24 protein-coding genes are annotated in these 24,592 nt (G+C 62.2%); 8 read left to right on the forward strand and 16 right to left on the reverse strand.

The annotated features are described in order from the left end of the window. Window positions 1–157 precede the first annotated feature (157 nt). Complete coding sequence (locus AC245Y_RS05540; RefSeq protein WP_017993464.1) at window positions 158–1,822, forward strand: electron transfer flavoprotein-ubiquinone oxidoreductase; 1,665 nt, start codon at window positions 158–160, stop codon at window positions 1,820–1,822. A gap of 135 nt (window positions 1,823–1,957) precedes the next feature. After that, entirely contained in the window at window positions 1,958–2,572 is a 615-nt protein-coding gene (locus AC245Y_RS05545; protein ID WP_012756735.1) for a L,D-transpeptidase, read from the forward strand. A gap of 98 nt (window positions 2,573–2,670) precedes the next feature. Here the strand turns inward: AC245Y_RS05545 and AC245Y_RS05550 are convergent, their stop codons facing one another. After that, window positions 2,671–3,576 carry a DMT family transporter gene (locus AC245Y_RS05550; RefSeq protein WP_012756736.1) on the reverse strand — a complete coding sequence of 302 codons (906 nt, stop codon included), beginning with the start codon at window positions 3,574–3,576 and terminating at the stop codon, window positions 2,671–2,673. Between the two features lie 96 nt (window positions 3,577–3,672). On the opposite strand from AC245Y_RS05550, the gene AC245Y_RS05555 reads away from it, so the two are divergent. Continuing rightward, the gene (locus AC245Y_RS05555) at window positions 3,673–4,194 is read left to right on the forward strand and encodes an Lrp/AsnC family transcriptional regulator (RefSeq protein WP_017993465.1); all 522 of its coding nucleotides are present in this window, start codon (window positions 3,673–3,675) and stop codon (window positions 4,192–4,194) included. Between the two features lie 23 nt (window positions 4,195–4,217). Here the strand turns inward: AC245Y_RS05555 and mgtE are convergent, their stop codons facing one another. Both mgtE and AC245Y_RS05565 read right to left on the reverse strand, forming a co-directional pair. After that, a complete protein-coding gene (gene mgtE, locus AC245Y_RS05560) occupies window positions 4,218–5,591 on the reverse strand; it encodes a magnesium transporter (protein WP_012756737.1) in 1,374 nt (457 codons plus the stop codon). Window positions 5,592–5,905: 314 nt separating this feature from the next. Then, the gene (locus AC245Y_RS05565) at window positions 5,906–6,919 is read right to left on the reverse strand and encodes a zinc-binding alcohol dehydrogenase family protein (RefSeq protein WP_017993466.1); all 1,014 of its coding nucleotides are present in this window, start codon (window positions 6,917–6,919) and stop codon (window positions 5,906–5,908) included. A gap of 103 nt (window positions 6,920–7,022) precedes the next feature. On the opposite strand from AC245Y_RS05565, the gene AC245Y_RS05570 reads away from it, so the two are divergent. Beyond that, entirely contained in the window at window positions 7,023–7,427 is a 405-nt protein-coding gene (locus AC245Y_RS05570; RefSeq protein WP_017993467.1) for a winged helix-turn-helix transcriptional regulator, read from the forward strand. On the opposite strand, the gene AC245Y_RS05575 is transcribed toward AC245Y_RS05570, so the two are convergent. Beyond that, entirely contained in the window at window positions 7,386–8,630 is a 1,245-nt protein-coding gene (locus tag AC245Y_RS05575; RefSeq protein ID WP_017993468.1) for an MFS transporter, read from the reverse strand. The genes AC245Y_RS05570 and AC245Y_RS05575 overlap by 42 nt on opposite strands. Before the next feature lie 299 nt (window positions 8,631–8,929). On the opposite strand from AC245Y_RS05575, the gene AC245Y_RS05580 reads away from it, so the two are divergent. After that, entirely contained in the window at window positions 8,930–9,874 is a 945-nt protein-coding gene (locus AC245Y_RS05580; RefSeq protein WP_012756741.1) for a diacylglycerol/lipid kinase family protein, read from the forward strand. 18 nt (window positions 9,875–9,892) lie between these two features. Here the strand turns inward: AC245Y_RS05580 and AC245Y_RS05585 are convergent, their stop codons facing one another. After that, window positions 9,893–11,245: a glutamine synthetase family protein gene (locus tag AC245Y_RS05585; RefSeq protein WP_032996272.1), complete on the reverse strand. Its 1,353-nt coding sequence runs from the start codon at window positions 11,243–11,245 to the stop codon at window positions 9,893–9,895. Window positions 11,246–11,326: 81 nt separating this feature from the next. On the opposite strand from AC245Y_RS05585, the gene AC245Y_RS05590 reads away from it, so the two are divergent. Continuing rightward, window positions 11,327–12,694 carry an aspartate aminotransferase family protein gene (locus AC245Y_RS05590; RefSeq protein WP_012756743.1) on the forward strand — a complete coding sequence of 456 codons (1,368 nt, stop codon included), beginning with the start codon at window positions 11,327–11,329 and terminating at the stop codon, window positions 12,692–12,694. 25 nt (window positions 12,695–12,719) lie between these two features. On the opposite strand, the gene AC245Y_RS05595 is transcribed toward AC245Y_RS05590, so the two are convergent. From AC245Y_RS05595 to AC245Y_RS05620, 6 genes are all read right to left on the reverse strand, one after another. After that, window positions 12,720–13,022 carry a type II toxin-antitoxin system RelE/ParE family toxin gene (locus AC245Y_RS05595; protein ID WP_080518538.1) on the reverse strand — a complete coding sequence of 101 codons (303 nt, stop codon included), beginning with the start codon at window positions 13,020–13,022 and terminating at the stop codon, window positions 12,720–12,722. A 4-nt stretch (window positions 13,023–13,026) separates the two neighbouring features. Next, window positions 13,027–13,278, reverse strand: coding sequence for a ribbon-helix-helix domain-containing protein (locus AC245Y_RS05600; RefSeq protein ID WP_017993470.1), 252 nt, complete (start codon window positions 13,276–13,278; stop codon window positions 13,027–13,029). Between the two features lie 178 nt (window positions 13,279–13,456). After that, window positions 13,457–14,944, reverse strand: coding sequence for an ArnT family glycosyltransferase (locus AC245Y_RS05605; protein ID WP_017993471.1), 1,488 nt, complete (start codon window positions 14,942–14,944; stop codon window positions 13,457–13,459). Window position 14,945: 1 nt separating this feature from the next. Continuing rightward, window positions 14,946–16,445 carry an ArnT family glycosyltransferase gene (locus tag AC245Y_RS05610; protein WP_017993472.1) on the reverse strand — a complete coding sequence of 500 codons (1,500 nt, stop codon included), beginning with the start codon at window positions 16,443–16,445 and terminating at the stop codon, window positions 14,946–14,948. A 12-nt stretch (window positions 16,446–16,457) separates the two neighbouring features. After that, the gene (locus AC245Y_RS05615; protein WP_017993473.1) at window positions 16,458–17,474 is read right to left on the reverse strand and encodes a glycosyltransferase family 2 protein; all 1,017 of its coding nucleotides are present in this window, start codon (window positions 17,472–17,474) and stop codon (window positions 16,458–16,460) included. A gap of 137 nt (window positions 17,475–17,611) precedes the next feature. Further along, the gene (locus AC245Y_RS05620) at window positions 17,612–19,105 is read right to left on the reverse strand and encodes an ArnT family glycosyltransferase (protein WP_017993474.1); all 1,494 of its coding nucleotides are present in this window, start codon (window positions 19,103–19,105) and stop codon (window positions 17,612–17,614) included. Window positions 19,106–19,278: 173 nt separating this feature from the next. Between AC245Y_RS05620 and AC245Y_RS05625 the strand changes: the two genes are divergently transcribed. Then, window positions 19,279–20,241: a lysylphosphatidylglycerol synthase domain-containing protein gene (locus AC245Y_RS05625; protein ID WP_017993475.1), complete on the forward strand. Its 963-nt coding sequence runs from the start codon at window positions 19,279–19,281 to the stop codon at window positions 20,239–20,241. Here AC245Y_RS05625 and AC245Y_RS05630 read toward each other — a convergent pair. From AC245Y_RS05630 to AC245Y_RS05645, 4 genes are read right to left on the reverse strand one after another with little or no spacing between them, the layout of a single operon-like run. After that, window positions 20,209–21,450, reverse strand: a complete 1,242-nt coding sequence (locus tag AC245Y_RS05630; RefSeq protein WP_017993476.1) for an RNA polymerase sigma factor — start codon at window positions 21,448–21,450, stop codon at window positions 20,209–20,211. The two genes, AC245Y_RS05625 and AC245Y_RS05630, sit on opposite strands and share 33 nt — an antisense overlap. A gap of 9 nt (window positions 21,451–21,459) precedes the next feature. Then, window positions 21,460–21,819 (reverse strand): YciI family protein, encoded by a 360-nt coding sequence (locus AC245Y_RS05635; RefSeq protein WP_012756751.1) that lies wholly within the window; start codon window positions 21,817–21,819, stop codon window positions 21,460–21,462. A 2-nt stretch (window positions 21,820–21,821) separates the two neighbouring features. Further along, on the reverse strand, window positions 21,822–22,181 hold the full coding sequence (locus tag AC245Y_RS05640; RefSeq protein ID WP_012756752.1) for a YciI family protein: 360 nt from the start codon (window positions 22,179–22,181) through the stop codon (window positions 21,822–21,824). Between the two features lie 10 nt (window positions 22,182–22,191). Continuing rightward, on the reverse strand, window positions 22,192–22,548 hold the full coding sequence (locus AC245Y_RS05645) for a YciI family protein (protein ID WP_012756753.1): 357 nt from the start codon (window positions 22,546–22,548) through the stop codon (window positions 22,192–22,194). A gap of 154 nt (window positions 22,549–22,702) precedes the next feature. On the opposite strand from AC245Y_RS05645, the gene AC245Y_RS05650 reads away from it, so the two are divergent. Next, complete coding sequence (locus tag AC245Y_RS05650) at window positions 22,703–22,918, forward strand: hypothetical protein (RefSeq protein WP_012756754.1); 216 nt, start codon at window positions 22,703–22,705, stop codon at window positions 22,916–22,918. 9 nt (window positions 22,919–22,927) lie between these two features. On the opposite strand, the gene AC245Y_RS05655 is transcribed toward AC245Y_RS05650, so the two are convergent. Beyond that, entirely contained in the window at window positions 22,928–24,430 is a 1,503-nt protein-coding gene (locus AC245Y_RS05655) for an AMP nucleosidase (protein WP_012756755.1), read from the reverse strand. Window positions 24,431–24,592: the final 162 nt, after the last annotated feature.

The following is a 24,592-nucleotide window of genomic DNA, read 5'->3' on the forward strand; positions in this document are numbered from 1 at the left end:
TGACGTAAACGATATGTAATTCTGCCGCGCGAGGCGTTATCATTGTGCGAATTGGAAGATTGGCTGTCGTATCCCGGCTCGACAATGCTTTCTCGTTTTGACAAGAAAGTGCCTTGACGGGGATGACGGCCGCGTGCCGCCAAGCGGAGACGAGTGAATGACCGAGACGACTGAGCTGCCCGAACGCGAGAGCATGGAATTCGACGTTGTGATCGTCGGCGCCGGTCCTGCCGGTCTTGCGGCGGCGATCCGGCTGAAGCAGGTCAATCCGGAACTCTCGGTCGTCGTGCTGGAGAAGGGCGCTGAAGTCGGCGCGCATATCCTCTCGGGCGCCGTGGTCGATCCGATCGGCATCGACCGGCTGCTGCCCGGCTGGCGCGATGAGGCCGATCATCCGTTCAAGACCAAGGTCACCGCCGACCACTTCCTGCTGCTCGGCCCGGCCGGCTCCGTTCGCCTGCCGAATGTGCTGATGCCGCCGCTGATGAACAATCACGGCAACTACATCGTCTCGCTTGGGCTCGTCTGTCGCTGGCTGGCGACCAAGGCCGAAGAACTCGGCGTCGAGATCTATCCCGGTTTTGCTGCAACCGAAGTACTCTACAATGACGAGGGTGCCGTCATCGGTGTTGCGACGGGCGATATGGGCATCGAGAAGAACGGCGAGCCCGGGCCGAACTATACCCGCGGCATGGAACTGCTCGGCAAATATGTGCTGATCGGCGAGGGCGTGCGCGGCTCGCTCGCCAAGCAGCTGATTGCCAAGTTCGATCTGCAGAAAGACCGTGAACCGCAAAAGTTCGGCATCGGCATCAAGGAGCTCTGGCAGGTCAAGCCGGAGAACCACAGGCCGGGCCTGGTGCAGCACTCCTTCGGCTGGCCGCTCGGCATGAAGACCGGCGGCGGCTCCTTCCTCTATCACCTGGAAGACAATCTGGTGGCCGTCGGCTTCGTCGTCCACCTCAATTACAAGAACCCCTATCTCTATCCCTTCGAGGAATTCCAGCGCTTCAAGACCCATCCGGCGATCCGCACCACCTTCGAGGGCGGCAAGCGCCTGTCCTATGGGGCGCGTGCCATCACCGAGGGCGGCTACCAGTCGGTGCCGAAGCTTTCCTTCCCCGGCGGGGCGCTGATCGGCTGTTCGGCCGGTCTCGTCAACGTGCCGCGCATCAAGGGCAGCCACAATGCGGTGCTGTCGGGCATGCTGGCGGCCGAAAAGATCGCCGCCGCGATTGTATCAGGCCGCAGCCATGACGACGTGATCGAGATCGAGAATGAATGGCGCAAGGGCGATATCGGCCGCGACCTCAAGCGGGTGCGCAACGTCAAGCCGCTGTGGTCGAAGTTCGGTACCGCGCTCGGCGTGGCGCTCGGCGGCTTCGACATGTGGACGAACCAGCTCCTCGGCTTTTCCGTCTTCGGCACGCTGAAGCACGGCAAGACCGATGCCCAATCGCTGGAGCCGGCCTCGCAGCACAAGCCGATCGCCTATCCGAAACCCGATGGCGTCTTGACCTTCGATCGCCTGTCCTCGGTGTTCCTGTCGAACACCAATCACGAGGAAGACCAGCCGGTGCATCTGCAGGTCAAGGACATGGCGCTGCAGATCTCGTCCGAGCATGACATCTATGCCGGCCCGTCGACGCGCTACTGTCCGGCCGGCGTCTACGAATGGGTGGAAAAGGATGGCAAGGACGTCTTCGTCATCAACGCCCAGAACTGCGTCCACTGCAAGACCTGCGACATCAAGGATCCCAACCAGAACATCAACTGGGTACCGCCGCAGGGCGGCGAGGGGCCCGTCTATCCGAATATGTGAGGCGGATTATCCCCACCGCGACAATTCTTGCGTGCTGACGCCTTCGTGATCGCCTTCTGCCGGAGGCTGTTAGCCGTTCGTTAACCATAATTTCCTTAGCTTGCGACATCAAGTTGACGCACTAAGGACACATTCATGACGATCTCCCGCCGGGGCTTTCTGATCGCTCTGCCGCTTTTCGTGGCCGGCTGCTCTTCGACCGGTCTAAACAGCCAGACGAATTATGCCGCACTTCCGGACGAAAAATTCCCGTTGAAGCAGGTGCCGATCGACAAGATCAAGCCGGAGCTCCGCCGCCAGGAAGTGGCCTACGAAACCACGCATGCTGCCGGCACCGTGATCGTCGATACACCTGCGCGCCGCGCCTATTACGTCCTCGGCGGCGGCAGGGCAGTACGTTATGGCGTTGGTGTCGGCCGCGAGGGGCTGGCCTTTGCCGGCAACGCCTATATCGGCCGCAAGGCCGAATGGCCGAGCTGGACACCCACCGAAAACATGCAGCGCCGCGAAGAGCGCTATCGCAAGCTCGCCGGCGGCATGCCGGGCGGCCCGAACAACCCGCTCGGCGCGCGGGCGATGTATCTTTACCGCGGCGGCGGCGACACGCATTTCCGCATTCATGGCACCAACCAGCCGCAATCGATTGGTCTCGCCATGTCGAGCGGCTGTGTCCGTATGATGAACCACGATGTGATCGACCTCTATAGCCGCGTCGAAGTCGGCGCCAGGGTCGTCGTTATCCAGGCCTGAAGTGCCCGTTCGACACTCGGTAAGGACGCCGTCTCCATTGAAAAAGCCGCCGCAGCGAAGGCTGCAGGCGGCTTTCCATTTGCTGTTGGGGCTGGATTTCAGCGGCGTGGCGTGGCGATACCTGTTGACAGCGCCACGCCGATGCCGGTGATCACGGCGGCGCTGATTTCCGTCATGCCGATTGCTTCGCCAAGCAGCAAGCCGCCGCCAAGCGTCGCGAGAACCGGCGTCAGCGCCGTGAAGGCGGCAGCCTGTGTTCCGCCGAGTGTTCTGACGGCGGTGCCGTAGGCGACCATGGCGACGAGGCCGGAAAGAACGCCCTGGCTTAGCACCTGCAGGCCGATCTCCGGGAGAGTAGCCTCTGGCAGCGAGATGCCGAAGACGAGGGCAAGCGCGCCCATGATCAGGAAGGACCAGACGGCGATCAGGGCGCTTGCCTGTACGGCGGTCAGACCGGAGCGGCGGAAGGCATGCGTATAGCTTGCCCAGAGAATGGCGCCGGCCGGCAGCAGCACGAAGCTCGTCCATGGCAGCGAGGCGTCTGCAAGGCTGCGCGTGAGCAGGATCAGCACGCCGGCAACGATTGCGATAAGCCCGGCGATGCGTGTGCCGTCAGGTCTTTCGCGAAACAGCGCAATCCCGATCAGCGCCGCGGCGAGCGGCATCGAGCCGCCGAGCAGAATCCCCGAAGAGGCCGCCGGCGTGGAATGGATTGCCAGCGTGGTCAGCAGGAAGAAGACAGCGCCCGAACCGGACACCATGATCGCCAGCAGGTGAAGCGGCAGGCCCTTCGGCAGCAGTCCCGTCTTCAGCCAGACAGGCGAAAGCACCAGCGCCGGAATTCCGAAGCGGATCAGCCCGATATCGATCGAGCCGAGGGGCGTTGCGGCGCTGTGGCGGGTGACAAGAAACCATGTCGCCCAGATCAGCACGGTAATGGTGCCGCCGGCATAACCCAGTACCTGCGATGGCGACTTGTCGTTCGTGAAAGCAATGGTGGTCATCGTCCTGTCCTTTCTTTCATCCGGAGCCTGTCCGGTTGAAGAGAAGACTAGCGCCAGAGGTCAGGGCATGTCCTTGCTATCTATGGCTAGAAAATCATGCTATGCGCAATCTTCTGCCAATTGATGTCGGCGGGGGTCGCGAAAATGCCAAATCTCGATAAATTCGATATTGCCATCCTGAAGTGCCTGCAGGAGGATGCACGGGCCACAAATGTCGAGATCGCCGAGAAGGTGAACCTTTCGCCGTCGCCCTGCCTGCGCCGCATCCGCAATCTCGAACGGTCCGGGATCATCCGCGGTTACACGGCAGATATCGATCGCAAGGAGGTCGGTCTCGGCCTCACCGTCTTCGTCGAATTCAAGGTCGTCCAGCACAGCCGCGAAAATTCCGAGGCGCAGCAGAAGGCGCTGCTCGCCATCCCCGAGATCGTCTCCTGTTTCCTGATCTCAGGCACGGCCGATTTCCTCGCCGAAGTGGTGGTGGAGGATCTCGCCGCCTACGAACGGCTTCTGACGGAAACGCTGTTGACCCTGCCGAATGTCAGCGACATCCGCTCGAACTTCGCCATCCGCAGCATGAAGACGCATGGGCCGTTGAAGTTGCCCGAGGGAAAATAATTTCCCTCGGGCATTATTGCGGGTTAGAGCAGCGTCCCGCTGAGGATGAGCAGCGCCACCGAGAAGTAGATGACGAGCCCGGTGACATCGACCAGCGTGGCGACGAAGGGGGCCGAGGCGCTGGCCGGATCGAGCCGGAGCTTCTGCAGCACGAAGGGCAGCATCGAACCGCAGATCGAACCGAAGGTGACGATCCCGATCAGGGCGGCAAACACCGTAACGGCGACCATCTGCCAGTGCGGGCCGTAATCGTAAAGCCCGGCCGACTGCCAGAAGACGATGCGGATGAAGCCGACGAGGCCGAGGATCGCGCCGAGCACGACGCCGGTCGGCAGTTCGCGCAAAAGCACCTTCCACCAGTCCGAGAGCTTCAGCTCGCCGAGCGCCAGCGCCCGGATGATCAGCGAGGTCGCCTGCGAACCGGAATTGCCGCCCGAGCTCATGATCAGCGGGATGAACAGCGTCAGCACCACGGCCTTTTCCAGCTCGCCTTCGAAATGCTGCATGGCGCTTGCCGTCAGCATCTCGCCGAGGAAGAGCGCAGCGAGCCAGCCGGCGCGCTTGCGGATCATGCCGGCGAAGCTGATCTTCATGTAGGGCTGGCCGAGCGCCTCCATGCCGCCGAACCTCTGGGCCGCTTCCGTCGTGTCTGATATCATCGTGTCGATCACGTCGTCGACAGTGACGATGCCGAGTATTTGCCCCTGTTCGTCGATGACGGGCAGGGCAAGCAGGTCGTGCTTGCGGATCAGCCGGGCGACATCCTCCTGCTTCATCAGCGGATCGGCCGAAACCGGCGCGCCCTTCTGTGCCACGGAAAGGATCGAAGCGTCCGGCTCGCCGGTGATGAGGCGACGCAGCGTCACCACATGCAGCAGCGCATGGCTGACCCCATCCAGCACATAGATGGCGTAGACGGTCTCGCGCGAGCGTTCGACCTGGCGCACATGGTCGAGTGTGCGGGCGACGGTCCAGCTGTCAGGCACACTGACGAACTCCGTCGTCATGATGCCGCCGGCCGTGCGCGGCGGATAGCCCATCAGGTGCTGGATCGCGATGCGCACCGGTTCGTCGAGGCTGGAGAACAGCCGGGCGCGGGTCTCGCCGTCGAGTTCGAGCAGCACGTCGGCGACGCGGTCGTTCGACATGCCGTGCAGCAGCCGGGCGGCATCCTCGGCGCTGATCAGCGCAAGGATCTGTGCGGCGTTGCGAAGCTCCGGCCGGTCGAGGATGTTGACCGCATAGTCCAGCGGCATGCCGCATAGAACACGCCCGGCGTCCTGGACGCTCAGCGCGTTCAACGCTTCGACGCGTTCGGCGATCGTTGCGCCGCGGCTGTTGTTGATGAAGGCACGGGCGGCATGGCCTGCCCGAAGAGGGAAGCGATTGATATTCATTTGAGGCTCGCCTTTCCGTCGATCCGCCGTAGCGTCCGATCAGGCGAGCCGACAGGCGTCGGTCAGCGCACGAGGGTCGCGTACGGCAAAGGCAATCGACTGCTACTGTCGCTTGGCATCGTTATGATGGCTCCGTTGAAATCCGTGGTCGACGAGTGTCATCCACGTGAATGCTAGGTGGTCCCGAACGCGGAAAAAGTCAAGCGGGGTAAATGCTTAACGCCAGAATGTCGCACCCCACGATGCGGCATTCCAGGCGGGTTTGGTTTGTATGATCTTGGGGGTCCCCGAATACCGGCCTGCCGGCTGCGATCTCAGAATCCTGCAAGCACCGCCTTGCCCTTCATCCTGCCGCTTTCGACCATGGCATGCGCCGTCTTTAGGTTTGCCGCATTGATCGGCCCGACGATCTCCGAAAGCGTGGTGCGGATCTTTCCGCCGTCGATGAGCTCGGAAATCTTGTTCAGCAGCTTGTGCTGCTCGATCATGTCGGGCGTGCCGTAGAGCGGGCGGGTGAACATCAGCTCCCAATGGACAGAGACGGCCTTGCGCTTGAAGGGCACGATGTCGAGCGTCTTCGGATCGTCGATCAATGCGAAGCGGCCCTGCGGCGCAATCGCTTCGACGATGTCGCCGATATGACTGTCGGTATTGGTGGTCGAGAATATGAATCCCGGCGCGCCGATGCCAAGCGCCGCCACCTGCGGCGCGATCGGCCTGGAATGGTCGACGACATGATGCGCGCCGAGTTCCTTCACCCAGTCCTGCGTTTCCGGCCGCGAGGCCGTGGCAATCACCGTCAGGTCGGTCAATACCCGGGCGATCTGAATGGCGATCGAGCCGACGCCGCCGGCTCCGCCGATGATCAGGATGGAGCGTCCCGCTCCCGAAACCGCGTCCTGCACCTTCAGCCGGTCGAACAGCGCTTCGTAGGCCGTGATCGAGGTCAGCGGCAGGGCGGCCGCGGCTGCGAAATCGAGGCTCTTCGGTTTGGCGCCGACGATGCGCTCGTCGACGAGATGGAATTCGGCATTGCTGCCCGGGCGGCTGATAACCCCGGAGTAGAACACCTCGTCGCCGGGCTTGAACAGGGTGACATCGGCGCCGACGGCTTTGACGATGCCGGCGGCATCCCAGCCGAGCACCTTGAGCTCGTCTGCGGGCGGTGCGGAATGGGCGCGCACCTTCACGTCGACGGGATTGACCGAAACGGCTTTGATTTCGACGAGCAGATCGTGGCCTCCAGCCTCCGGCATCGGCAGCTCGACATCGATCAGCGAGGTTTCGGCGGAGATCGGCTGGGGCGTTTTATAGGCGACGGCGCGCATGGGAAACTCCTGTGTTCGTTGCACGGAAGCTAGATGCGCATTATGTTCTAACAACGCAAGAATGCACAAATTCTGTACGTAGTACCCAAAAGGATACTGTAAAATGTCATTGCCGCGCGCCAAACTCGTCAAGAATTTCCCTGGCTGCCCGGTCGAAGCGACGCTGACCTACCTCGACGGGAAGTGGAAAGGCGTGATCCTCTTTCATCTGATGCAGGGAACCCTGCGCTTCAACGAATTGCGGCGTAAGCTCCCGGCCGTGACCCAGCGCATGCTGACCAAGCAGCTGCGTGAACTGGAAGAGTCCGGCCTTGTATCACGCACCGTCTATCCGGTCGTGCCGCCGAGGGTCGAATATGCAATGACGCCGCTCGGCATGACGCTGAAGCCTGTCATCCAGGCGTTGGCCGCTTGGGGTGACGATTATGTCTTCTGCAGCCCGGAAGGCCGCGAGCTGCGCTTGGCCTCAGACGGCCTGCGTGCTCCGGTCGCGGCGCTCAAGGCGTAGCGAGGCTGCAAAGACGAACAGGCCGAGGAAGGATAGTGCTGCACCGACATAGCCGGTCGCCGCAAAACCATAACCCCCGGCGATGACGAGGCCGCCGAGCCAGGCGCCGATCGCATTGGCGATGTTGAAGGCGGAATGGTTGGAAGCGGCCGCAAGCGTCTGCGCGTCGGCGGCGACATCCATCAGCCGCGTCTGCAGCGCCGGTCCAGCAGCAAAACCGCAGCCGACGAGGAAGACGCAAAGGCCGAGCATATAGGGATTGGCGGCGGTCAGCGAGAAAGTGGTCAGCACGACGACATTATAGATCAGCGACCCGCCGATCGTGCCGAGCAGCGATTTGTCGGCGAGCCACGAGCCGATGAAATTGCCCGCATTCATGCCGACACCGAAGAGGACCAGCATGATCGGAACGGCCGTCTCCGGCAGCATCGCCACCTCAGTCGTTGTCGAGGCGATATAGCTGAACATCGCGAACATGCCGCCGTAACCGACGGCGGCGATGCCGAGCGTCAGCCACACCTGCGGCCGGCGGAAAGCGCCGAGTTCGCGCAGGAAGCCCGCCTCCTCGGAAACCCTGTCCTTTGGAACGTAGAACCAGATCAGCGCCACCGTTAGCAGGCCGAGCACGCCGACCGAGAAAAACGCCACCTGCCAGTCGAGCGACTGACCGAAGAAGGTCGTCAACGGCGTGCCGAGAAGTGTCGCAACGGTCAGGCCGAGCATGACGCGGCCGACGGCACGGGCGCGGCGATGCGCCGGCACCATCGAGGCGGCGACAAGGGCCGCGACGCCGAAATAGGCGCCATGCGGCAGGCCGCTGACGAAGCGCAGCAGCGTGAAGCTTTCGAAGGTCGGCGCCATGGCACTTGATATATTGCCCGCGGCAAAGATCAGCATCAGCATTAAAAGCAGCGTGCGGCGCGCCATCTTCGCAGCGAGCACGGCAATAACAGGTGCGCCGACGACGACTCCGAGCGCATAGGCGCTGATGACGTAGCCGGCTTGCGGCGTGGTGACCGAGAAGGTTTCGGCGACATTGGGCAGCAATCCCATGATTGCGAATTCGCCGGTGCCGATGCCGAAGCCGCCGCAGGCGAGCGCCAACTGGACCAGCGCCACGGTCATTGCCGACGGCAGCGCTTCATCCTGGCGATCAATGGAGTTCCGGCTATCGATGGAAATATTGGCGGCAATCTCACTCACGAGAGCTCCTCGAGGCGGTTTCTGCTTGGCAATGGCCCCTGGCGCAGGCGCGGCCGCAAGCCGATCGGTGGAAATGGCGGGAGGTGGAGACGATGTCTCCGATAGACCATCTATCCGTGAGCTCTCGGCTGCCGTCGAGTGCATTTTTTGCAGTGCAGCGTCCTGCTATGTGCATACGTCTATTGCAATTTTTGCACTTCTGTCCTTTGTGAGGAAAGAAGGCTGCGCTTGAAATCGGCGATACCGCAACCATCTCAGGGCAAGGCAGGAGCATTTCCGCGCCAGAGACGGGAGCTCTTATGAAGCTTGTAGGCTTTTTCAATCGCGACGGCGGGACCTTCAAGACCACCGACATGCTGGCCTATGAAAAAAGGGCGGAGGCGGCTTTCCGCGAAGCGGGGCACGATTTTGACGCCATCGTCTTCTCAGGAAAGGAAATCGTTCCCGCCATGGAGCGGGCTGCCAAGCGCGACGATATCGACGGTATCGTTGCCGGCGGTGGTGACGGCACGATTTCGGCGGCGGCATCGATTGCCTGGAAAAACGGCATTGCGCTCGGCGTCGTGCCGGCCGGCACGATGAACCTCTTTGCCCGCTCGCTGCGTGTGCCGCTCGATATCTGGCAGGCGCTCGATGTGCTTGCCTCTGGCGAGGTCGACAATGTCGATATCGCCAGCGCCAACGGCCGGCCCTTCATCCACCAGTTTTCCGCCGGCCTGCATGCCCGCATGGTGCGTTACCGCAACGCCTACAGCTATCGTTCCCGGCTGGGCAAGATCCGGGCGAGTACGAAGGCTGCCTTGGGCGTCATCTTCAACCCGCCGGAATTCGAGGTCGAGTTCGAGGCGATCGGCATGCGCGAGCGCCGCAGGGTGTCGGCGATATCAGTCTCTAACAATCCCTTCGGAGAGAACGCGCTGCTTTACGCCGATAATTTGAGAAGCGGCGAACTCGGCTTTTACACGGCAAATCCGCTGAAGCCGCTTGGTGTCGCCCGCCTCGCCATCGACATGCTGCGCGGCAAGGTCCGCGAGAATGCCGATGTCATGGTGATGCACCCGGCCGAAGTGCACCTGCATTTCCCGAAACTGCGCTCCAAGGCCAATTGCGTCATGGACGGCGAGTTGCTGCCGCTCGAACGCGACGTCTCGATCCGGCTGCATCCGGGCGAATTGAAGGTTCTCGTCAAGCAGGGTCTCGCCGCCCAGGTGAATGCGGACGAACGCCGCGAGCCCGCTGCGTAAGTCGGCCGCCGCGTAATTTCAGAGCCGCGGCAGATAGGTGCGGTAGTCGAAATCCGAAACGGTGCGCAGATGCGCAAGCGCTTCCTTGCGCTTGGTGTCGCCATAGAGCGCCTGATAGCGCGCGCCGAAGATATCGGCGATGAACGGCGAGGTGCGGAAGGTCTCGACGGCGCTGAGGAAATCATGCGTCAGTCGCGCCGTATTCGCAGGTGTGTGCGATGGCGTCGTCTCCTCACCGGGGTCGAGGTCGCCGTCGAGACCGGTGAGCATGCCGCCGAGGATCGCTGCCAGCAGCAGATAGGGATTGGCGTCGGCGCCGGCGACGCGGTGCTCGATGCGTGCGGCCGGCCCATCCTTGTCGGGGATGCGGATCGCCGTGCCGCGATGGCCGCTTCCCCAGGTCAGATCGACAGGCGCAAACGAGCCCGGCTGGAAGCGGCGGTAGGAATTGGCGAAGGGGGCGAAGATCAGCTGCGCCGCGCGCATGGAGTCGAGCAGGCCTGCTATCGCCGATTTGAGCATCTTCGGCTCGCCGCCCTTGGCATCGAGGATGTTGCGGCCTTGTCCGTCGATGATACTCGCATGCACATGCAGGCCGGAGCCGGCATGTTCGGAATAGGGTTTGGCCATGCAGGTCGATTTCAGCCCGTGCCGGCGCGCCGCCTGTTCGGCGATGCGCTTGAGATAGAGGCAATCGTCGGCGGCTGCCAGCGCGTCCGCGCGGTGCAGCAGGTTGACCTCGAACTGGCCCGGACCGAATTCCGCTGTCGTCGCATCCGCCGGCAGGTCCTGCGCTCTCGCATAGGCCCTCAGCGTCTGCAAATAGCCGTCGAGCGCGTCGACGACGCTCATGTCGTAGAGCTGAAAACCGTTCGGTTCGCCGCGAAAGGTGAGGCTTTCGGGCGGGCAGGGGCGTCCGGTTTCGCGCCAGTCTCCCGACATCACGTAAAATTCCAGCTCGGTGGCGACGACGGGCGTCAGCCCGCGCGCCGCATAGCGCTCCAGCACCGAAGCGAGGATGGCGCGCGGATCCATGAAGCTCGGGCTGCCGTCGAATTCGTGCATGGTGGCGAGCACCTGCATCGAGCCCTCGGGCGCCCAAGGCATCGGCGCCAAGCTGCGCCGGTCGGGGACGACCTTGCCGTCAGGATCGCCGATCGTCAGTGACAGGCCGGTGATATCGTCATTGTCGTCACCCCAGATGTCGAGCGATTGCGTCGAGGTCGGCAGGCGGATGTCCCCGGCCCAGACCTTGGCTTCGGCGCCGGGTGGAAGCTGTTTGCCGCGCAGGTCGCCGTTCATGCCGACGATCAGGATCTCGAAGCGCGGATCGCCGCCGTCGGCCTTGCCGTCCATCCTGTCGCTTGCCATGACCTTGAAAATCCTCCGGGACAAGGCCAAGCTCCTATCTCATCGACATCAGCCTTTCAATCCGCGAGGGTCTTTACCACCATGCCCGATACTTACCCACCTTCGAACCTCGCCGCGATCGACGCTGCGCACCACCTGCATCCGTTCGCCGACATGAAGAAGCTGAATGCCGAGGGCGCGCGTATCATCCAGCGCGGCGAGGGCGTCTACATCTTCGACAATCACGGCAGGAAATATCTCGATGGTTTCGCCGGCCTCTGGTGCGTCAATATTGGCTATGGCCGCCGCGAGATTGCCGATGCCGCCACCAGGCAGATGAACGAGCTGCCCTACTACAACACCTTCTTCGGCACGACCTCGACGTCTGCGACGCTGCTGGCGCAGAAGGTCACCTCCCATGCCGGGGAACGGTTCAACCATATCTTCTTCACCGGCTCCGGCTCGGAGGCGAACGACACCTGGTTCCGCATGGCCCGCGTCTACTGGAGCGCCATCGGCAAACCGTCGAAGAAGATCGTCATATCGAGAAGGAACGGCTATCACGGTTCGACCGTCGCCGGCGCCAGCCTCGGCGGCATGAAATACATGCATGAGCAGGGCGATCTGCCGATCCCTGGAATCGTCCATATCGGCCAGCCCTATTGGTACGGCGAGGGCGGCGATCTCTCACCCGCCGAATTCGGTCTCAAGGTTGCCCGCGAGCTCGAAGCGAAGATCGACGAACTCGGCGAGGAGAATGTCGCCGCCTTCGTCGCCGAACCCGTGCAGGGGGCTGCCGGCGTCATCATCCCGCCCGAGACCTACTGGCCGGAGATCGACCGCATCTGCAAGGCGCGCAATATCCTGCTGGTGACCGACGAGGTAATCTGCGGTTTCGGCCGTCTGGGCGCCTGGTTCGGCCACCAGTATTTCGGCGTCGAGCCCGATCTGGCGCCGATCGCCAAGGGGCTTTCCTCCGGCTACCTGCCGATCGGCGGCGTACTCGTCAGCGACCGCATCGCCGATGTGCTGATCAACGATGTCGGCGACTTCAACCACGGTTTCACCTATTCCGGCCACCCGGTCTGCGCTGCCGCAGCCCTCGAAAACCTGCGCATCATCGAAGAGGAAAGACTGGTCGAGCGCGTGCGCGACGATATCGGCCCCTATTTCGGCAGGGCCTGGGCAGAGCTCGCAGACCATGATCTGGTCGGCGAAGCCGCCAGCATCGGCCTGATGGGCGGACTGCAGCTTGCCGCCGAGAAGAGCACGCGCGCTCGTTATGCCAAGCCCGATCAGGTCGGTGCGCTGGTGCGCAACCACGCGCTGGCGAACGGTCTCGTGCTGCGCGCCACCGGCGACCGCATGCTCGCCTCGCCGCCGCTCGTCATCAGCCACGCCGAGGTGGACGAGATGGCGAGGATCACCAGGCTGGCGCTCGATTTGGCCTGGAAGGAACTGAAATCCTGATTGCGCTCAGCCCAGCTAGCTGGGCCTAAAGCTCGAAATCCTGCGACTTGATATCCTCGGCGCCATGCTTGACACGTAGGACCACGATGCGGTCGTGATAGGAGCGGTAGTAGATGCAGCGGTTCCGGTAGGGCAGGCCGCGCAGGCCTTCCGCAATGTGGTCGCGTGGAGATCCGGTGAAGTCCACTTCGGCGATCCAGGCGATCTTCGCGGTCAGGTCGGCCAGAAACTCATGCGCGTAGTGGGGGCTGCTCTCGGCGATATAGCGTCGAATATTCCGCAGATCCTCAATGGCGGATGGAGCGATAATCAGGCGTTTCGGTTTGATGGCCTTAGCTTTCGTTCATGACGTCTTTGAGGAGCTCCGCGCCGGTAGCGTATTCCTTGCCGAGGCCGGCTTCGATCTCGGCATCGGCCGCCTGAATATCCTTACGCAGCACCTGCATTTTCAGCTCGTGGTCGGCGAGCATACGGATGCCTGCCCGCACGGCCTCGGTTTCGGTGCCGAACCGGCCATTGCGGACAAGATCCGATAGAATCCCGTCATAGGTATCGCCAAGGGAAAAGGTTTTTGCCCGTGCCATGTAGATTTACTCCCTGCTCTTAGTGTATGACAAATACAATACTTTTACAATATTCGAGCATGCTGGATATGGCCAACGAGCTAATGGCTCAGCGCCTCCGAGCACAGTGAATGAGATAGCGAGGATCACGAAACTGGCGCTGGATTTGGCCTGGAAGGAGCTGAAATCCTGATTGTGCTCAGCCCGGCTGGTTGACCCAAGCATAGCCGAAACGGTAGCGGTCGTCGCCGCGCCCATAGAGATAGGGCACGTCGATCACCGACGCCTGCGGTGCGGACACGCCGAGATGGGTCTGCAGCCATTCAGCCATATCAGGCGGAAATGCTTCGCTTCCTCCCCTCTGCGGGAGGAGCCACACCAGGAGAAGCGGTCGCCGGCCGGTAAGATCCGGGTGGAAGCCAGGATAATCCACCGAGAGGATCGGCACGCCGGGAATATCCTGCCTGAGATTGCCGGCGAGCAGGCTGTCCCCGGCAAGGATCGCCGCCGGTTCGGCCTGTTTGCGCAAGGTTTCCAGCATTCCGGCATAAGGCCTGTTCAGCCGCTCGTAATGACCGGAAAAGCGCGCAGTCGCAACGCTCCCGTAAAGGGCCGCCGGCACGCCGATCATGATGACGGCGACGATGGGCATGAAACGCCGGAACGCCCTGTCTGTCGCGACGCCCACTGCCTCGATCTTCAGGCAGAAATAGAGCGGCAGGATGAAGAGCATCGGCACCAGCCAGCGATCCTTGATGCCGGCCGCGCCGCCGAAGACGATCAGAAGCAGAATGCCGGCGAGGAAGACGAGCATCATCCGCTCGAACAGCCGCGTCCATTCCGAACCGGCGGTCAGCGCCGGACGAAGGCTCTTGCCGAAGACGATCGCGAACACCGCCACAGTCAATCCGGCAAAGCTGATGATGGCGAGAGCCAGAGAACTGATGCCCATGGACACCTGCTTAAGATAGCTCGCATCGCCGCTCGCGGTCATCTTCTCCAGGGTGCGTGCGGTGGCGAAATCGAGATTGTCCTTCAGCCAGAAGAGATGCGGCAGGGTGATGACGAGCGCCACCGCCGCCGTCAGCACCAGCCGCCAGTCGAAGATCCGTGGCCGCAGGCGCGCATCCGAGAGCGCGGCAATCAGGGCTGCCGCCGGCAGGATCGCGAAATTATATTTGGCAAGCAGGCCGAAACCGATGCCGATGCCTGATATCAGATAGGAGGCAAGGCTCGGCTGCTTCAGGCTGCGGATGAAGCCGTAGAAGAAGATGCTGGCCGAGAAGAACACCGCGACCGTGTGCGTCAGGTCGCGCTGCATCTCGAAAGCCATCTGCGGGATCGTCAGCAGCCCAAGCGTGGCGATCGCCACCAGCGCCTTGTCGCGCAGGATAAGCCGCGCGGTCAGGCTGTAGAGCACGTAGGAGCTGAACAGCAGTAGGTTCTTCACCACCGAAAGGGCGGTTAGCGAGACGCCGGCGAACTGGAAGACGGTGTATTGCAGCCAGTTGTAGAAGGGCGGCTGCGGGCCGTAGCCGGCGGCAAGCCATTGCGAGCGGAAGGCCTGTTCGGCTTCGTCGAGATCGAGAGAATGCGAGGTTGCGAGCCGCACACCGACCTGAAGCACGAAATAGGCCGCCAGCAGGACAAAGATCCAACTCAGGCCGCGACGGTTGCTCTCGGTCATTCTATTTGCTCTCCGGCCGAACCCAGGCGTAGCCGAGCGCGAAATTGTCGCCCTGGCGGCCGAAATAATAAGGAAGCGACAGCGAGCCGATCTCCTGCAGCGCGATATCAGCCGCCGTCAGCGCCGAAGAGAACCGCTCCGGCATGACCGCATCGGCAGCCGTCGCCGTCTTTTTGCCCCGCCAGACGATCAGCACCGGCCCCTTGGCATGGTCATAGGCCGGAATGCCCGGCGCCGGAAAATCCGGGATCACCACCGGTACATCGGGAAATTGCAGCCGCATGTTCCCGCCGATATAGGGGTCGGAAGCGATCACCAGCGCCGGTTCCACCTGTCGTGTCATCTCGCGCGAAAAACCTGCCATCGGCACATTCGGCCGGCTGTAGGTGCCGATCAGCCCGGCGCCGACGACGCGGAAACCGAGGGCGATCAGCACGCAGGCCATCAGCACCGGCAGTACCGGCCGGAGGCGGCGCAGCCCGGCGGAAAGGTCGAGCCCGGCCGCCTGCATTTTCGCCAGGAAATAGATCGGCAGCACCAGCAGGAACGGGTCGAGCCAGCGCTCGCGAACCGTGGTGGAGCCGGTGAACAGCACGATGAGAGCAATGCCGGCGAGACTTGCGAGCATCATCCGCTCCATCATCCCAGTCCAGCGGTTGCCCGCCGAAAGCGCCCGGACAAAATCCCGGCGGAAGGTGGCGGCGAAGATCACGACCGGCAGCGCCGCAAAGGCGATGATGGCAACGAGAAAGGCGAGAAGGCCTTTGCCGATCCGCACGGCGCCGGCCGGTTCGCTGCCGGCGGCCATCTTGACCAGAGTGTCGGAGGAGGCGAATGCGAGATTTCCCTGCAGCCAGATCGCGTGCGGCAGGACGATGACGAGCGCAACGGCGGCTGCGGCCAGCATGCGCCAGTCGAGCGCCCGGCGCCGCCATTCGGCATCGGGCAGGATGGCGATCAAGGCGACGACAGGCATCAGCGCGAAATTATATTTCGAGATCAGCCCGATGCCGGTCGCAAGCCCGAGCAGCAGATAGCTCGCCATATCCGGCCGGTCGAGCGTGCGGAAGAACCCATAGAGAAACAGCGAGCTGGCAAAGAGCAGCGCCGTCGTGTGGGTCAAATCCTGCTGGGCCATGTAGGAGACCTGGGGCAGGGTGATCAGTGCCAGCATGCCGACGGCGGCAAGCGCCTCGTCCTTCAGCGCCCGCCGCCCGGCAAGGCCATAGAAGAGATAAGACAGGAACAGCAGAATGTTCTTCGGAACGATCAGCGCGCCGATCGACATGCCCGTCACCGAAACGACGGCATATTGCATCCAGTTGTAGAAGGGCGGCTGCGGGCCGTAGCCCGCCAGCAGATATTGCGAGAAGAAGGATTGCTCGGCCTCGTCGAGCTCCAGCGAATGCGGAAGCCCGATGCGCAGAGCGATGTTGAGCACGAAATAGGCTGCAAGCAGCAGGCCCGCGGTTTTGATCGTCCTCGTCGCGCGCTCCAGCATCGTGCTGCCGGCTTAGGCTTGGCTTTGATCGTCGAAGATCTGCCGCACGATATAATTCGGAGAGGCATCGTCGCGGTAATAGGTGCGCGCGATCATTTCCGCCAGGATGCCGGTGGTGATCATCTGCACCGACGACAGCAGCAGCACGACACCGACCATCAGCATCGGTCGCGTGCCGATGTCGTTGCCCAGGATGAACTTGTCGAAGCCGAGATAGAGCAGGATCAGCATGGCGAGCGCGCCGAGGCCGAGACCGAGCGAACCGAAGAAATGCCCCGGCCGCGCCTTGTAGCGCATGAAGAACATCACCGACAGCAGATCGAGGATGACGCGGAAAGTGCGCGAAATGCCGTATTTCGAAACGCCGTGCTCGCGGGCATGGTGGGTGACGGCCATCTCGCCGATGCGCGAACTCGGGACGACACCGGCGACCCAGGCGGGGATGAAGCGGTGCATCTCGCCCATCAGCTTCACCTGCTTGATGATCGAGGCACGGTAGATCTTCAGGCTGCAGCCGTAATCATGCAGTTTGACGCCGGTGATGCGGCCGATCAGGGAGTTGGCGCACCAGGAGGGGATCTTGCGCAGGAACAGACCGTCCTTGCGGTTCTTGCGCCAGCCGACCAGAAGGTCGAGTTCACGCCGTTCCAGCTCGGAGACCATCGAAGGAATATCCTTCGGGTCGTTCTGCAGGTCGCCGTCCATCGTCGCGATCAGACGCCCGCGGGCGGTATCGATGCCGGCCTGCATGGCGGCAGTCTGGCCAAAGTTGCGCTGCAGCTCGACGATCCTGAGCGCCAGCCCCTCGCCTCCGACGTATTTGCGGGCGTTGACGAGCGTCGCATCCGTGCTGCCGTCATCGACGAGGATTAGCTCCCAGCGATGGGGGTAGCTAACCATCGCAGCCACGACACGCTCGATAAGCGGGCCGACGCTTTCCTCTTCGTTGAAAATGGGCACGACCAGCGACAGTTCGAGCGATTGTACCGGATCATTCGTACCGCGAATGGGCTCTACGGTTGTCTGCAACTTTCATCTCCAAAAGGCCGGACGGCCGAGCAAGCCTTACTGCTGCCGCCGCACTTGCGGAAGGCTACTACATGAAGTGTCCGCCGGTTGCCAGCCGGCAATGGCGGTTTCCCATAATCGGCTGATCTGCCGCGGCGCTATTTGGCGCCGCCTTCCACCCAGGAGTAACCTATGGAGAAGCTGCGTTTGCCGTCACCGAAGAGATAGGGCAGCGTCAGCGTCTTCAACTCCTGCAGATGAATGCCCGATCTCACGAGGTCATTGGCGAAACCGGGGGAAATTGTTGGATCATCTGCGGTCTCGCCGCGCCAGATAACCAGCACCGGTCCCTTCGCGTTCGCATATTCGGGAACCCCGGCACCCGGAAAGAACGGGATCACGACGGGAATGTCGGGAAACTCCAGCCGCATGTTGCCGGCAACGAACTTGGTTCCCGCCACGATCAGAACCGGCTTGCGGGTCGCGGTCAATTCAGTCACGTAGCCGGAAAAGGGTACGTTCGTTCTCGTATAAGTGCCGATATATTGAATGCCGACGATCCGGAAAAGAAGGATCGACAGGATGACGACCATGAAGACCGGCACCACTGGCCGGAAGCGCGCAAGACCGGCGGAAAGATCGAGGTCTGCGGTTTCCAGTTTCAGGAACAGATAGATCGACAGGACGAGCAGGCATGGGTCGAGCCAGCGCTCGTGGATATCGCTCGCGCCGGCGAACAGGATCACGCCGACGAAGGCGAGCAGGCTGATGACCATCATCCGCTCGATCACCCGGATCATCGGGCTGGAAGAGGAGAGCGCGCGAAAGAAGTTGCGCCGGAAGGCGGCCGCGATCAGAACGATCGGCAATGCGACGAAGCCGAGGACGGCGATGACGAGAGACAGCAGTCCTTGCCCGATGCGGGGGAGGCCGGCCGGGGCCAGGTGTTCGGCAGTCATCCGCTCCAGCGTCGGCGCAGAGGCGCTGGCAAGATTGTCAGGCAGCCAGAGCGCATGCGGCAGCACGATCAGAATGGCAAGGACGGCGGCCGGCAGCAAACGCCAGTCGATGAGCCGGCTGCGCCATTCCCGCTCTGGCAGCACGGCGACGAGAGCAGCAAATGGCAGGATGGCGAAATTATACTTCGAGATGAGCCCGATGCCCGTGGCGATGCCGATGAGGAGATAGCTCCCGATCGTCGGCTGGCGCAGCGTGCGGAAAAAACCGAAGAGGAAGAGCGAGGTCGCAAACAGCAGGGCAACCGTATGGGTCAGTTCGCGCTGCGCCATCAGGCCGACCTGCGGCAGAGTAATCAGGCTCAACATGGCGACGGCTGCGAGCGAACGGCTCTTCAGTACCTCGCGGGCAGCAAGCCCGTAGAAGAGATAACAGCCGAAGAGGATGATGTTCTTGGGCACCGAGAGCACCCACATCGATATGCCGGTCACCGAAACGATGGCATATTGGATCCAGTTGTAGAAGGGCGGCTGCGGGCCGTAGCCGGCAAGCAGGTATTGCGAGTAGAAGGATTGCTCCGCCTCGTCGAGATCGAGCGTATGCGGCAAGGCGATGCGAAGCGCGATGTTCAGCAGGAAATAGCCTGCCAGAAAAATACTTGCGCTCGTAATGCTTTTGGTAATCCGCTCCAACATCGTCTCCACGTCAAGCCGGCAAGGCGCCGTCACGGCGCTCGGATCGTCGGCGTGGAAGCCTGTTCGCCACCGCCGCCATCAACTCCGCCGTTGTGCGCAACCTTCATTTCTCCTAAAAGGCCTGGCGACGGAACCGCTGCCTATGCCGAAGCCAAGCGAGGAATGCCTACTACATGAAGAGTTCGATCGTTGAAAGCCGGCAATCCTGGTTTATGCGCAATCGCATGACCGTTCTGACGGTCGTCATCGTCGCAGCCTATGGCCTCTTCATCCAATGGTTCTGGGGTTGGCCTGTTATCATCAGGCAGTGGGCCGATGTCGGCGCGGGTCCGGTGATCGGTGCGCTGGTGCTGCTGACGAGCACCTATTTCCTGCGCACCTGGCGCATCTATGATTATTTTCCGAAGGAAACGGCTGGCCGGTTCGCGGTCCTCTTCCGCGTCACGCAGATCCACAACCTGTTGAACATCATGCTGCCCTTCCGCACCGGCGAGACCAGCTTTCCGCTCTTGATGCGCACCGAATTCGGCATTCCTCTGACGCGCGGAACCTCGGCGCTGTTCGTCATGCGGCTGCTTGATCTGCACGCCCTTCTGGCCGCCGCCGGCATCGGTTTTGCCGTCGCTTCAGCCGATGCGGCTGTTGCCTGGTCGCTCTGGACGGTCTTCCTGTTGCTGCCGGTCGCGGCTTTCGCCGCCCGCAAGCCGCTGCTGCGCCTGGCCGCCAGACTGCTGCCGAAGAAGGCGCAGAAATTCGTCGCCGAGATCGAAAACGGCTTGCCGCTCGATGCCATCGCCTTTGCGCGCGCCTGGGCGATGACCATCGTCAATTGGCTGGTGAAGGTGATGGTGCTGGCCTGGGCGCTCGGCCTGATGGGTGTGCTGCCGATGGCCGCAAGTTTCGGCGGCGCGCTCGGCGGCGAGCTCTCCTCCGTGCTGCCGATGCATGCGCCAGGCGGCGTCGGCACTTATCCGGCCGGCATCACGGCCGGCGCCATCGCCTTGGGCGCCTCAAGCGAGCGGCTGGCCCTGGCCGCGCTGGCGCAGGCAAGCGTCAATGCCCACCTGCTGATCATCGTCTCGGCACTGACAGGCACGGCGATTTCACTGCCGCTCGGGCGTCGCGGCAAGCTCTGAAATCCGTTTTCTCAAAAACGCCTGCTCCGGCTCCTGCCGGCAGAGAGACAGCGCCGTTTCATAGGCCGCGATAGCCTCATCGGTCCGGCCGAGACGGCGCAGGAAATCCGCACGCGCCGAATGGGCGAGGTGATAGGCCTGCAACTCCCGGCGTGCCAGAATGGCATCGACCAGTTCCAGCCCCTTTGCAGGCCCTTCCGCCATCGCAATCGCCACGGCACGGTTGAGCTCGACAATCGGGGAGGGCTGCGCCGCCAGAAGCAGATCGTAATAGAAAGCGATCCGCCGCCAGTCGGTCTCTTCGGCAGCCGGCGCTCGGGCATGCTCGGCAGCGATCGCCGCTTGCAGCGTATAGGTGCCGATCTCTCCCGCCCGCATCGCTTCCGTGAGCAGCGTGAGGCCTTCGGTAATCTTTGCATGATCCCAGAGCGAGCGGTCCTGATCGGCAAGCAGCACCAGCGATCCCTGCTCGCCGCGGCGGGCGGTGCGGCGGGAATCCTGCAACAGCATCAGCGCCAGCAGGCCGCAGACGTCGGGATTCGGCAGCAGCGTCAGTAGCAGCCGCGCCAGCCGAATCGCCTCCGCCGTCAGGTCGGCGCGGACCACCTCCTCGCCGGAGGAGGCCGAATAACCTTCATTGAAGACGAGATAGATGACGTGCAGCACCCGGTCGAGCCGCGGCGGCAGTGCCTCGCGGCCGGGCACCTCGTAGGGGATCTTTGCCGCCCGGATCCTGCCTTTGGCGCGCACGATCCGCTGGGCGACCGTCGGCGCTGGAATGAGGAAGGCATGGGCGATCTCTTCGGTGGTCAGCCCGCAGATTTCCCGGAGCGCCATCGCCATCTGCGCATCGGCGGGAATAACAGGATGGCAGCAGGTGAAGATCAGCCGCAGCATGTCGTCCTCGATCGGTTCCATGTCGCCGATCTCCGTTGCATCGGGCGTGTAGAGGCTGTCCTCGATATGATGCTGCGAAGCATCGAAACGCGCCCGCCGCCGGATCGTGTCGATCGCCTTGAAGCGCCCGGTGGAAACAAGCCAGGAAACTGGATTGCCGGGAATACCGTCCGTCGGCCATGTCCGCGCGGCCGCGGCAAAGGCGTCGTGAAGCGCTTCCTCCGCCCGGTCGAAATCGCCGAGCAGGCGGATCAGCGTCGCCAGCACCCGGCGCGACTGCGTCCGATAGATTTCCTCGATCACGCTTTCCAACGGCGCACCTCAGTCCGGCAAGGTTAGCATCCGCACGGGCCTCAGTTCGACCGCGCCGAAACGCGCCGACGGGATCCGTCCGGCAATTTCCCTGGCTTTCACCACATCCGGCGCTTCGATCACGTAGAAGCCGGCCAGATGCTCCTTCGTCTCGACATAGGGGCCGTCGGTGGCAGACAGTCTATTGTTTCGAACCTGCAGCACGATCGCCTTGTCCGGCATCTCAAGCGCATCGGCATGGATCATGATGCGGTCGCGGCGCAGCTCCTCGTCGAAGGCGAAATGCGCTTTGACGAGTTCATCGGTTTCATCAGGCGTCAGCGTCCCGTCCGTGTCGGCGCTGTTATAAATCAGGCAGATGTAGCGCATGGCTATTTCCCATCCTGGATGGCGTAAGTCGGGCGCACTTCGATTGAGCAATATTTGAGGATCGGAAAACTCGACGCGATCGTCTTCGCCTCCTCGATATTCTCGGCTTCGATCAGCACAAAACCACCGAGGTGCTCTTTGATTTCGGCAAATGGGCCATCGGTCGCAAAGGCTTCGCCATTGCGCAGGCGGACCGTGACCGCCGTTGACGGTTCATGCAAGGCGAGCGCCACCAGCAGATGACCGCTCTCGCGCCAGCGATTGTCGCTGGTGATGCACTCCTGTGTGAGCGCATCCCATTCGGTCTGAGGGACCAGCTTGCTTTTTTCCGTGTCGAACCAGATCTGGCATAGAAATTTCATTGGTCTCTCCTCATTTAGCTCCGAATTCGTGGATTGGCCGCACCTCGATCGCGCCGAGCCTGGCGAGCGGGATGCCTGACGCAATCCGGATCGCTTCGTTGAGATCCTTTGCCTCGATCAGGATGAAGCCGCCGAGCGCCTCCTTCGTCTCGGCGAAGGGACCGTCGGTCACTGACATCTCGCCGTTGCGCACCCGCACGGTCACCGCCGATTTCGGCGGCTGCAGCGCCTGGGCGACGATCATATGCCCGCTTTCGACGAGGTCCTTGTCATAGTTCAAGGAATTGGTGTCGAGTTCTATCTTTTCCTCTTTCGTCATGGCGTCGAGTACCCCGCCATCGAACCAGACCTGACAGAGATATTTCATCGCGGCAGCCTCCTTGTGAGCGTCTCAATAACCCTGGACGACCGAGTTCCCTGCATTTCGACAGCGGCGGAAAAAATCTTTGTGCCGGCCGGCTGTCGAAATCGCAAGGCAGCACTCGACAAGGCTTCATCGAAACCTGTCGAGGAGAACGGAAATGAGCATTCTTGAAATCGCCCTGGCAAGCCAGATCTGGGCACGCCGTCGTGAGAAGCATCAGCTCGTACTCGACGATGCCGATGCGCTGAAGGTTCTTCTGCGCATCGCTTTCGTCGTCGTCGCCTTCACCCTACTGATATCAGGGCTGAACCTTGCCGCCGGCCGGCCGCAGATGCTGGCCGACGGTTCGGCGCCTGTCGTCACGGGCAGATGAGGAAACGGCCTATTGGAAGGCCGTTTCGAAGAAGCTGCGCAGCTTGCGTGAATGCAGCGCTTCCTTCGGCATGGCGGCAAGCTTCTGGACGGCGCGGATGCCGATCTGCAGATGCTGGTTGACCTGCGTGCGGTAGAAGGCCGTTGCCATGCCCGGCAGCTTCAATTCGCCGTGCAGCGGCTTGTCGGAGACGCAGAGCAGAGTGCCATAGGGCACGCGGAAGCGGAAGCCGTTAGCGGCGATCGTTGCCGATTCCATATCGAGCGCGATCGCGCGCGCCTGGGAGAGCCGCTTCACCGGCCCGCGCTGGTCGCGCAGTTCCCAGTTGCGGTTGTCGATTGTGCCGACGGTGCCGGTGCGCATGATGCGCTTCAGCTCGAAACCCTCATAACCGGTGATTTCGGCAACGGCGGCTTCCAGCGCCACCTGCACTTCGGCCAGCGCCGGGATCGGCACCCAGACCGGCAGGTCGTCGTCGAGGACATGGTCCTCGCGCATATAGGCATGGGCGAGTACATAGTCGCCGAGCCGCTGGCTGTTGCGAAGACCGGCGCAATGGCCGAGCATCAGCCAGGCATGCGGGCGCAGCACGGCGACGTGGTCGGTGATCGTCTTGGCGTTGGAGGGGCCGACGCCGATATTGATCATGGTGATCCCGGCATGGCCCTTCTTCTTCAGATGGTAGGCTGGCATCTGTGGCAGGCGGGTGAGGGCGGAATCCGTTTCCGGCGCGTTCGAGCCGGGCAGGGTGACGACATTGCCGGGCTCGACGAAGGCAGTATAGCCGTCGCCGCCCTCGGCCATCAGCTTGCGCGCCCAGCTGCAGAATTCGTCGATATAGAACTGGTAGTTCGTAAACAGCACGAAATTCTGGAAATGCTCGGCATGCGTCGCCGTATAATGCGACAGTCGGGCGAGCGAGTAGTCGATGCGTTGTGCGGTAAATGGCGCAAGCGGCGAGGGCTCTCCAGGCGGCGGGATATACTCGCCGTTGGCGATCTCGTCGTCGGTGGTGTTGAGATCGGGTGTGTCGAAGATATCGCGCATCGGAACGTCGATGAAGGCGTTGGTCGATGCTTCCACATGCGCACCCTCGCCGAAGGCGAAGTGCAAGGGGATCGGCGTCGTCGATTCCGAGACGATGACAGGCACATTGTGGCTCTTCACCAGCAGCGCCAGCTGCTCTTTCAGGTAATGCTTGAAGAGCTTCGGCCGGGTGACGGTCGTCGTATAGATGCCGGGTGCCGTGACATGACCATAGGAAAGCCGCGAATCGACATGGCCGAAGCTTGTCGTCTCGATGCTGACCTGCGGATAAAAAGCGCGGTAGCGCGAGGAGATCGGCGCGCCCTGTGCGAGTTCGGCGAAGCTCTGGATGAGAAACGCCGTATTGCGCTCGTAAAGCGCCGTCAGCGCCTCGACCGCCTTGGCGGGATCATCGAAACTCTCAGGCTGGAAAGGCGGTGGAGAGGAAATGTCGAGGGGCGACAAAGGGGGGATTCGTTTGTTCATGACACATTATAGAGAGTTGTTCTTGACAAGCAAACGACGCGCGCTGGCGGATTCCGATTTTTTATCCTGCTGCCTGTCCGATGCGATGTCGCCCAAAAGTGTCCAGCGGTTTTTTATAAGGATCTGCATACATAAAAGACTTAAAGCGCATTGCATGAATTC

Source organism: Rhizobium sp. SRDI943, from assembly GCF_057653695.1.

Coding starts and splice junctions, on each gene's coding strand:
- AC245Y_RS05605 (WP_017993471.1), bottom strand. CDS start 14,944: ATGACCGAGAGCAACCGTCGCGGCCTGAGTTGGATCTTTGTCCTGCTG.
- AC245Y_RS05585 (WP_032996272.1), bottom strand. CDS start 11,245: ATGGCAAGCGACAGGATGGACGGCAAGGCCGACGGCGGCGATCCGCGC.
- AC245Y_RS05540 (WP_017993464.1), top strand. CDS start 158: ATGACCGAGACGACTGAGCTGCCCGAACGCGAGAGCATGGAATTCGAC.
- AC245Y_RS05650 (WP_012756754.1), top strand. CDS start 22,703: ATGAGCATTCTTGAAATCGCCCTGGCAAGCCAGATCTGGGCACGCCGT.
- mgtE (WP_012756737.1), bottom strand. CDS start 5,591: ATGAATATCAATCGCTTCCCTCTTCGGGCAGGCCATGCCGCCCGTGCC.
- AC245Y_RS05625 (WP_017993475.1), top strand. CDS start 19,279: ATGAAGAGTTCGATCGTTGAAAGCCGGCAATCCTGGTTTATGCGCAAT.
- AC245Y_RS05570 (WP_017993467.1), top strand. CDS start 7,023: ATGTCATTGCCGCGCGCCAAACTCGTCAAGAATTTCCCTGGCTGCCCG.
- AC245Y_RS05610 (WP_017993472.1), bottom strand. CDS start 16,445: ATGCTGGAGCGCGCGACGAGGACGATCAAAACCGCGGGCCTGCTGCTT.
- AC245Y_RS05600 (WP_017993470.1), bottom strand. CDS start 13,278: ATGGCACGGGCAAAAACCTTTTCCCTTGGCGATACCTATGACGGGATT.
- AC245Y_RS05580 (WP_012756741.1), top strand. CDS start 8,930: ATGAAGCTTGTAGGCTTTTTCAATCGCGACGGCGGGACCTTCAAGACC.
- AC245Y_RS05590 (WP_012756743.1), top strand. CDS start 11,327: ATGCCCGATACTTACCCACCTTCGAACCTCGCCGCGATCGACGCTGCG.
- AC245Y_RS05645 (WP_012756753.1), bottom strand. CDS start 22,548: ATGAAATATCTCTGTCAGGTCTGGTTCGATGGCGGGGTACTCGACGCC.
- AC245Y_RS05620 (WP_017993474.1), bottom strand. CDS start 19,105: ATGTTGGAGCGGATTACCAAAAGCATTACGAGCGCAAGTATTTTTCTG.
- AC245Y_RS05555 (WP_017993465.1), top strand. CDS start 3,673: ATGCTATGCGCAATCTTCTGCCAATTGATGTCGGCGGGGGTCGCGAAA.
- AC245Y_RS05635 (WP_012756751.1), bottom strand. CDS start 21,819: ATGCGCTACATCTGCCTGATTTATAACAGCGCCGACACGGACGGGACG.
- AC245Y_RS05550 (WP_012756736.1), bottom strand. CDS start 3,576: ATGACCACCATTGCTTTCACGAACGACAAGTCGCCATCGCAGGTACTG.
- AC245Y_RS05640 (WP_012756752.1), bottom strand. CDS start 22,181: ATGAAATTTCTATGCCAGATCTGGTTCGACACGGAAAAAAGCAAGCTG.
- AC245Y_RS05655 (WP_012756755.1), bottom strand. CDS start 24,430: ATGAACAAACGAATCCCCCCTTTGTCGCCCCTCGACATTTCCTCTCCA.
- AC245Y_RS05545 (WP_012756735.1), top strand. CDS start 1,958: ATGACGATCTCCCGCCGGGGCTTTCTGATCGCTCTGCCGCTTTTCGTG.
- AC245Y_RS05565 (WP_017993466.1), bottom strand. CDS start 6,919: ATGCGCGCCGTCGCCTATAAAACGCCCCAGCCGATCTCCGCCGAAACC.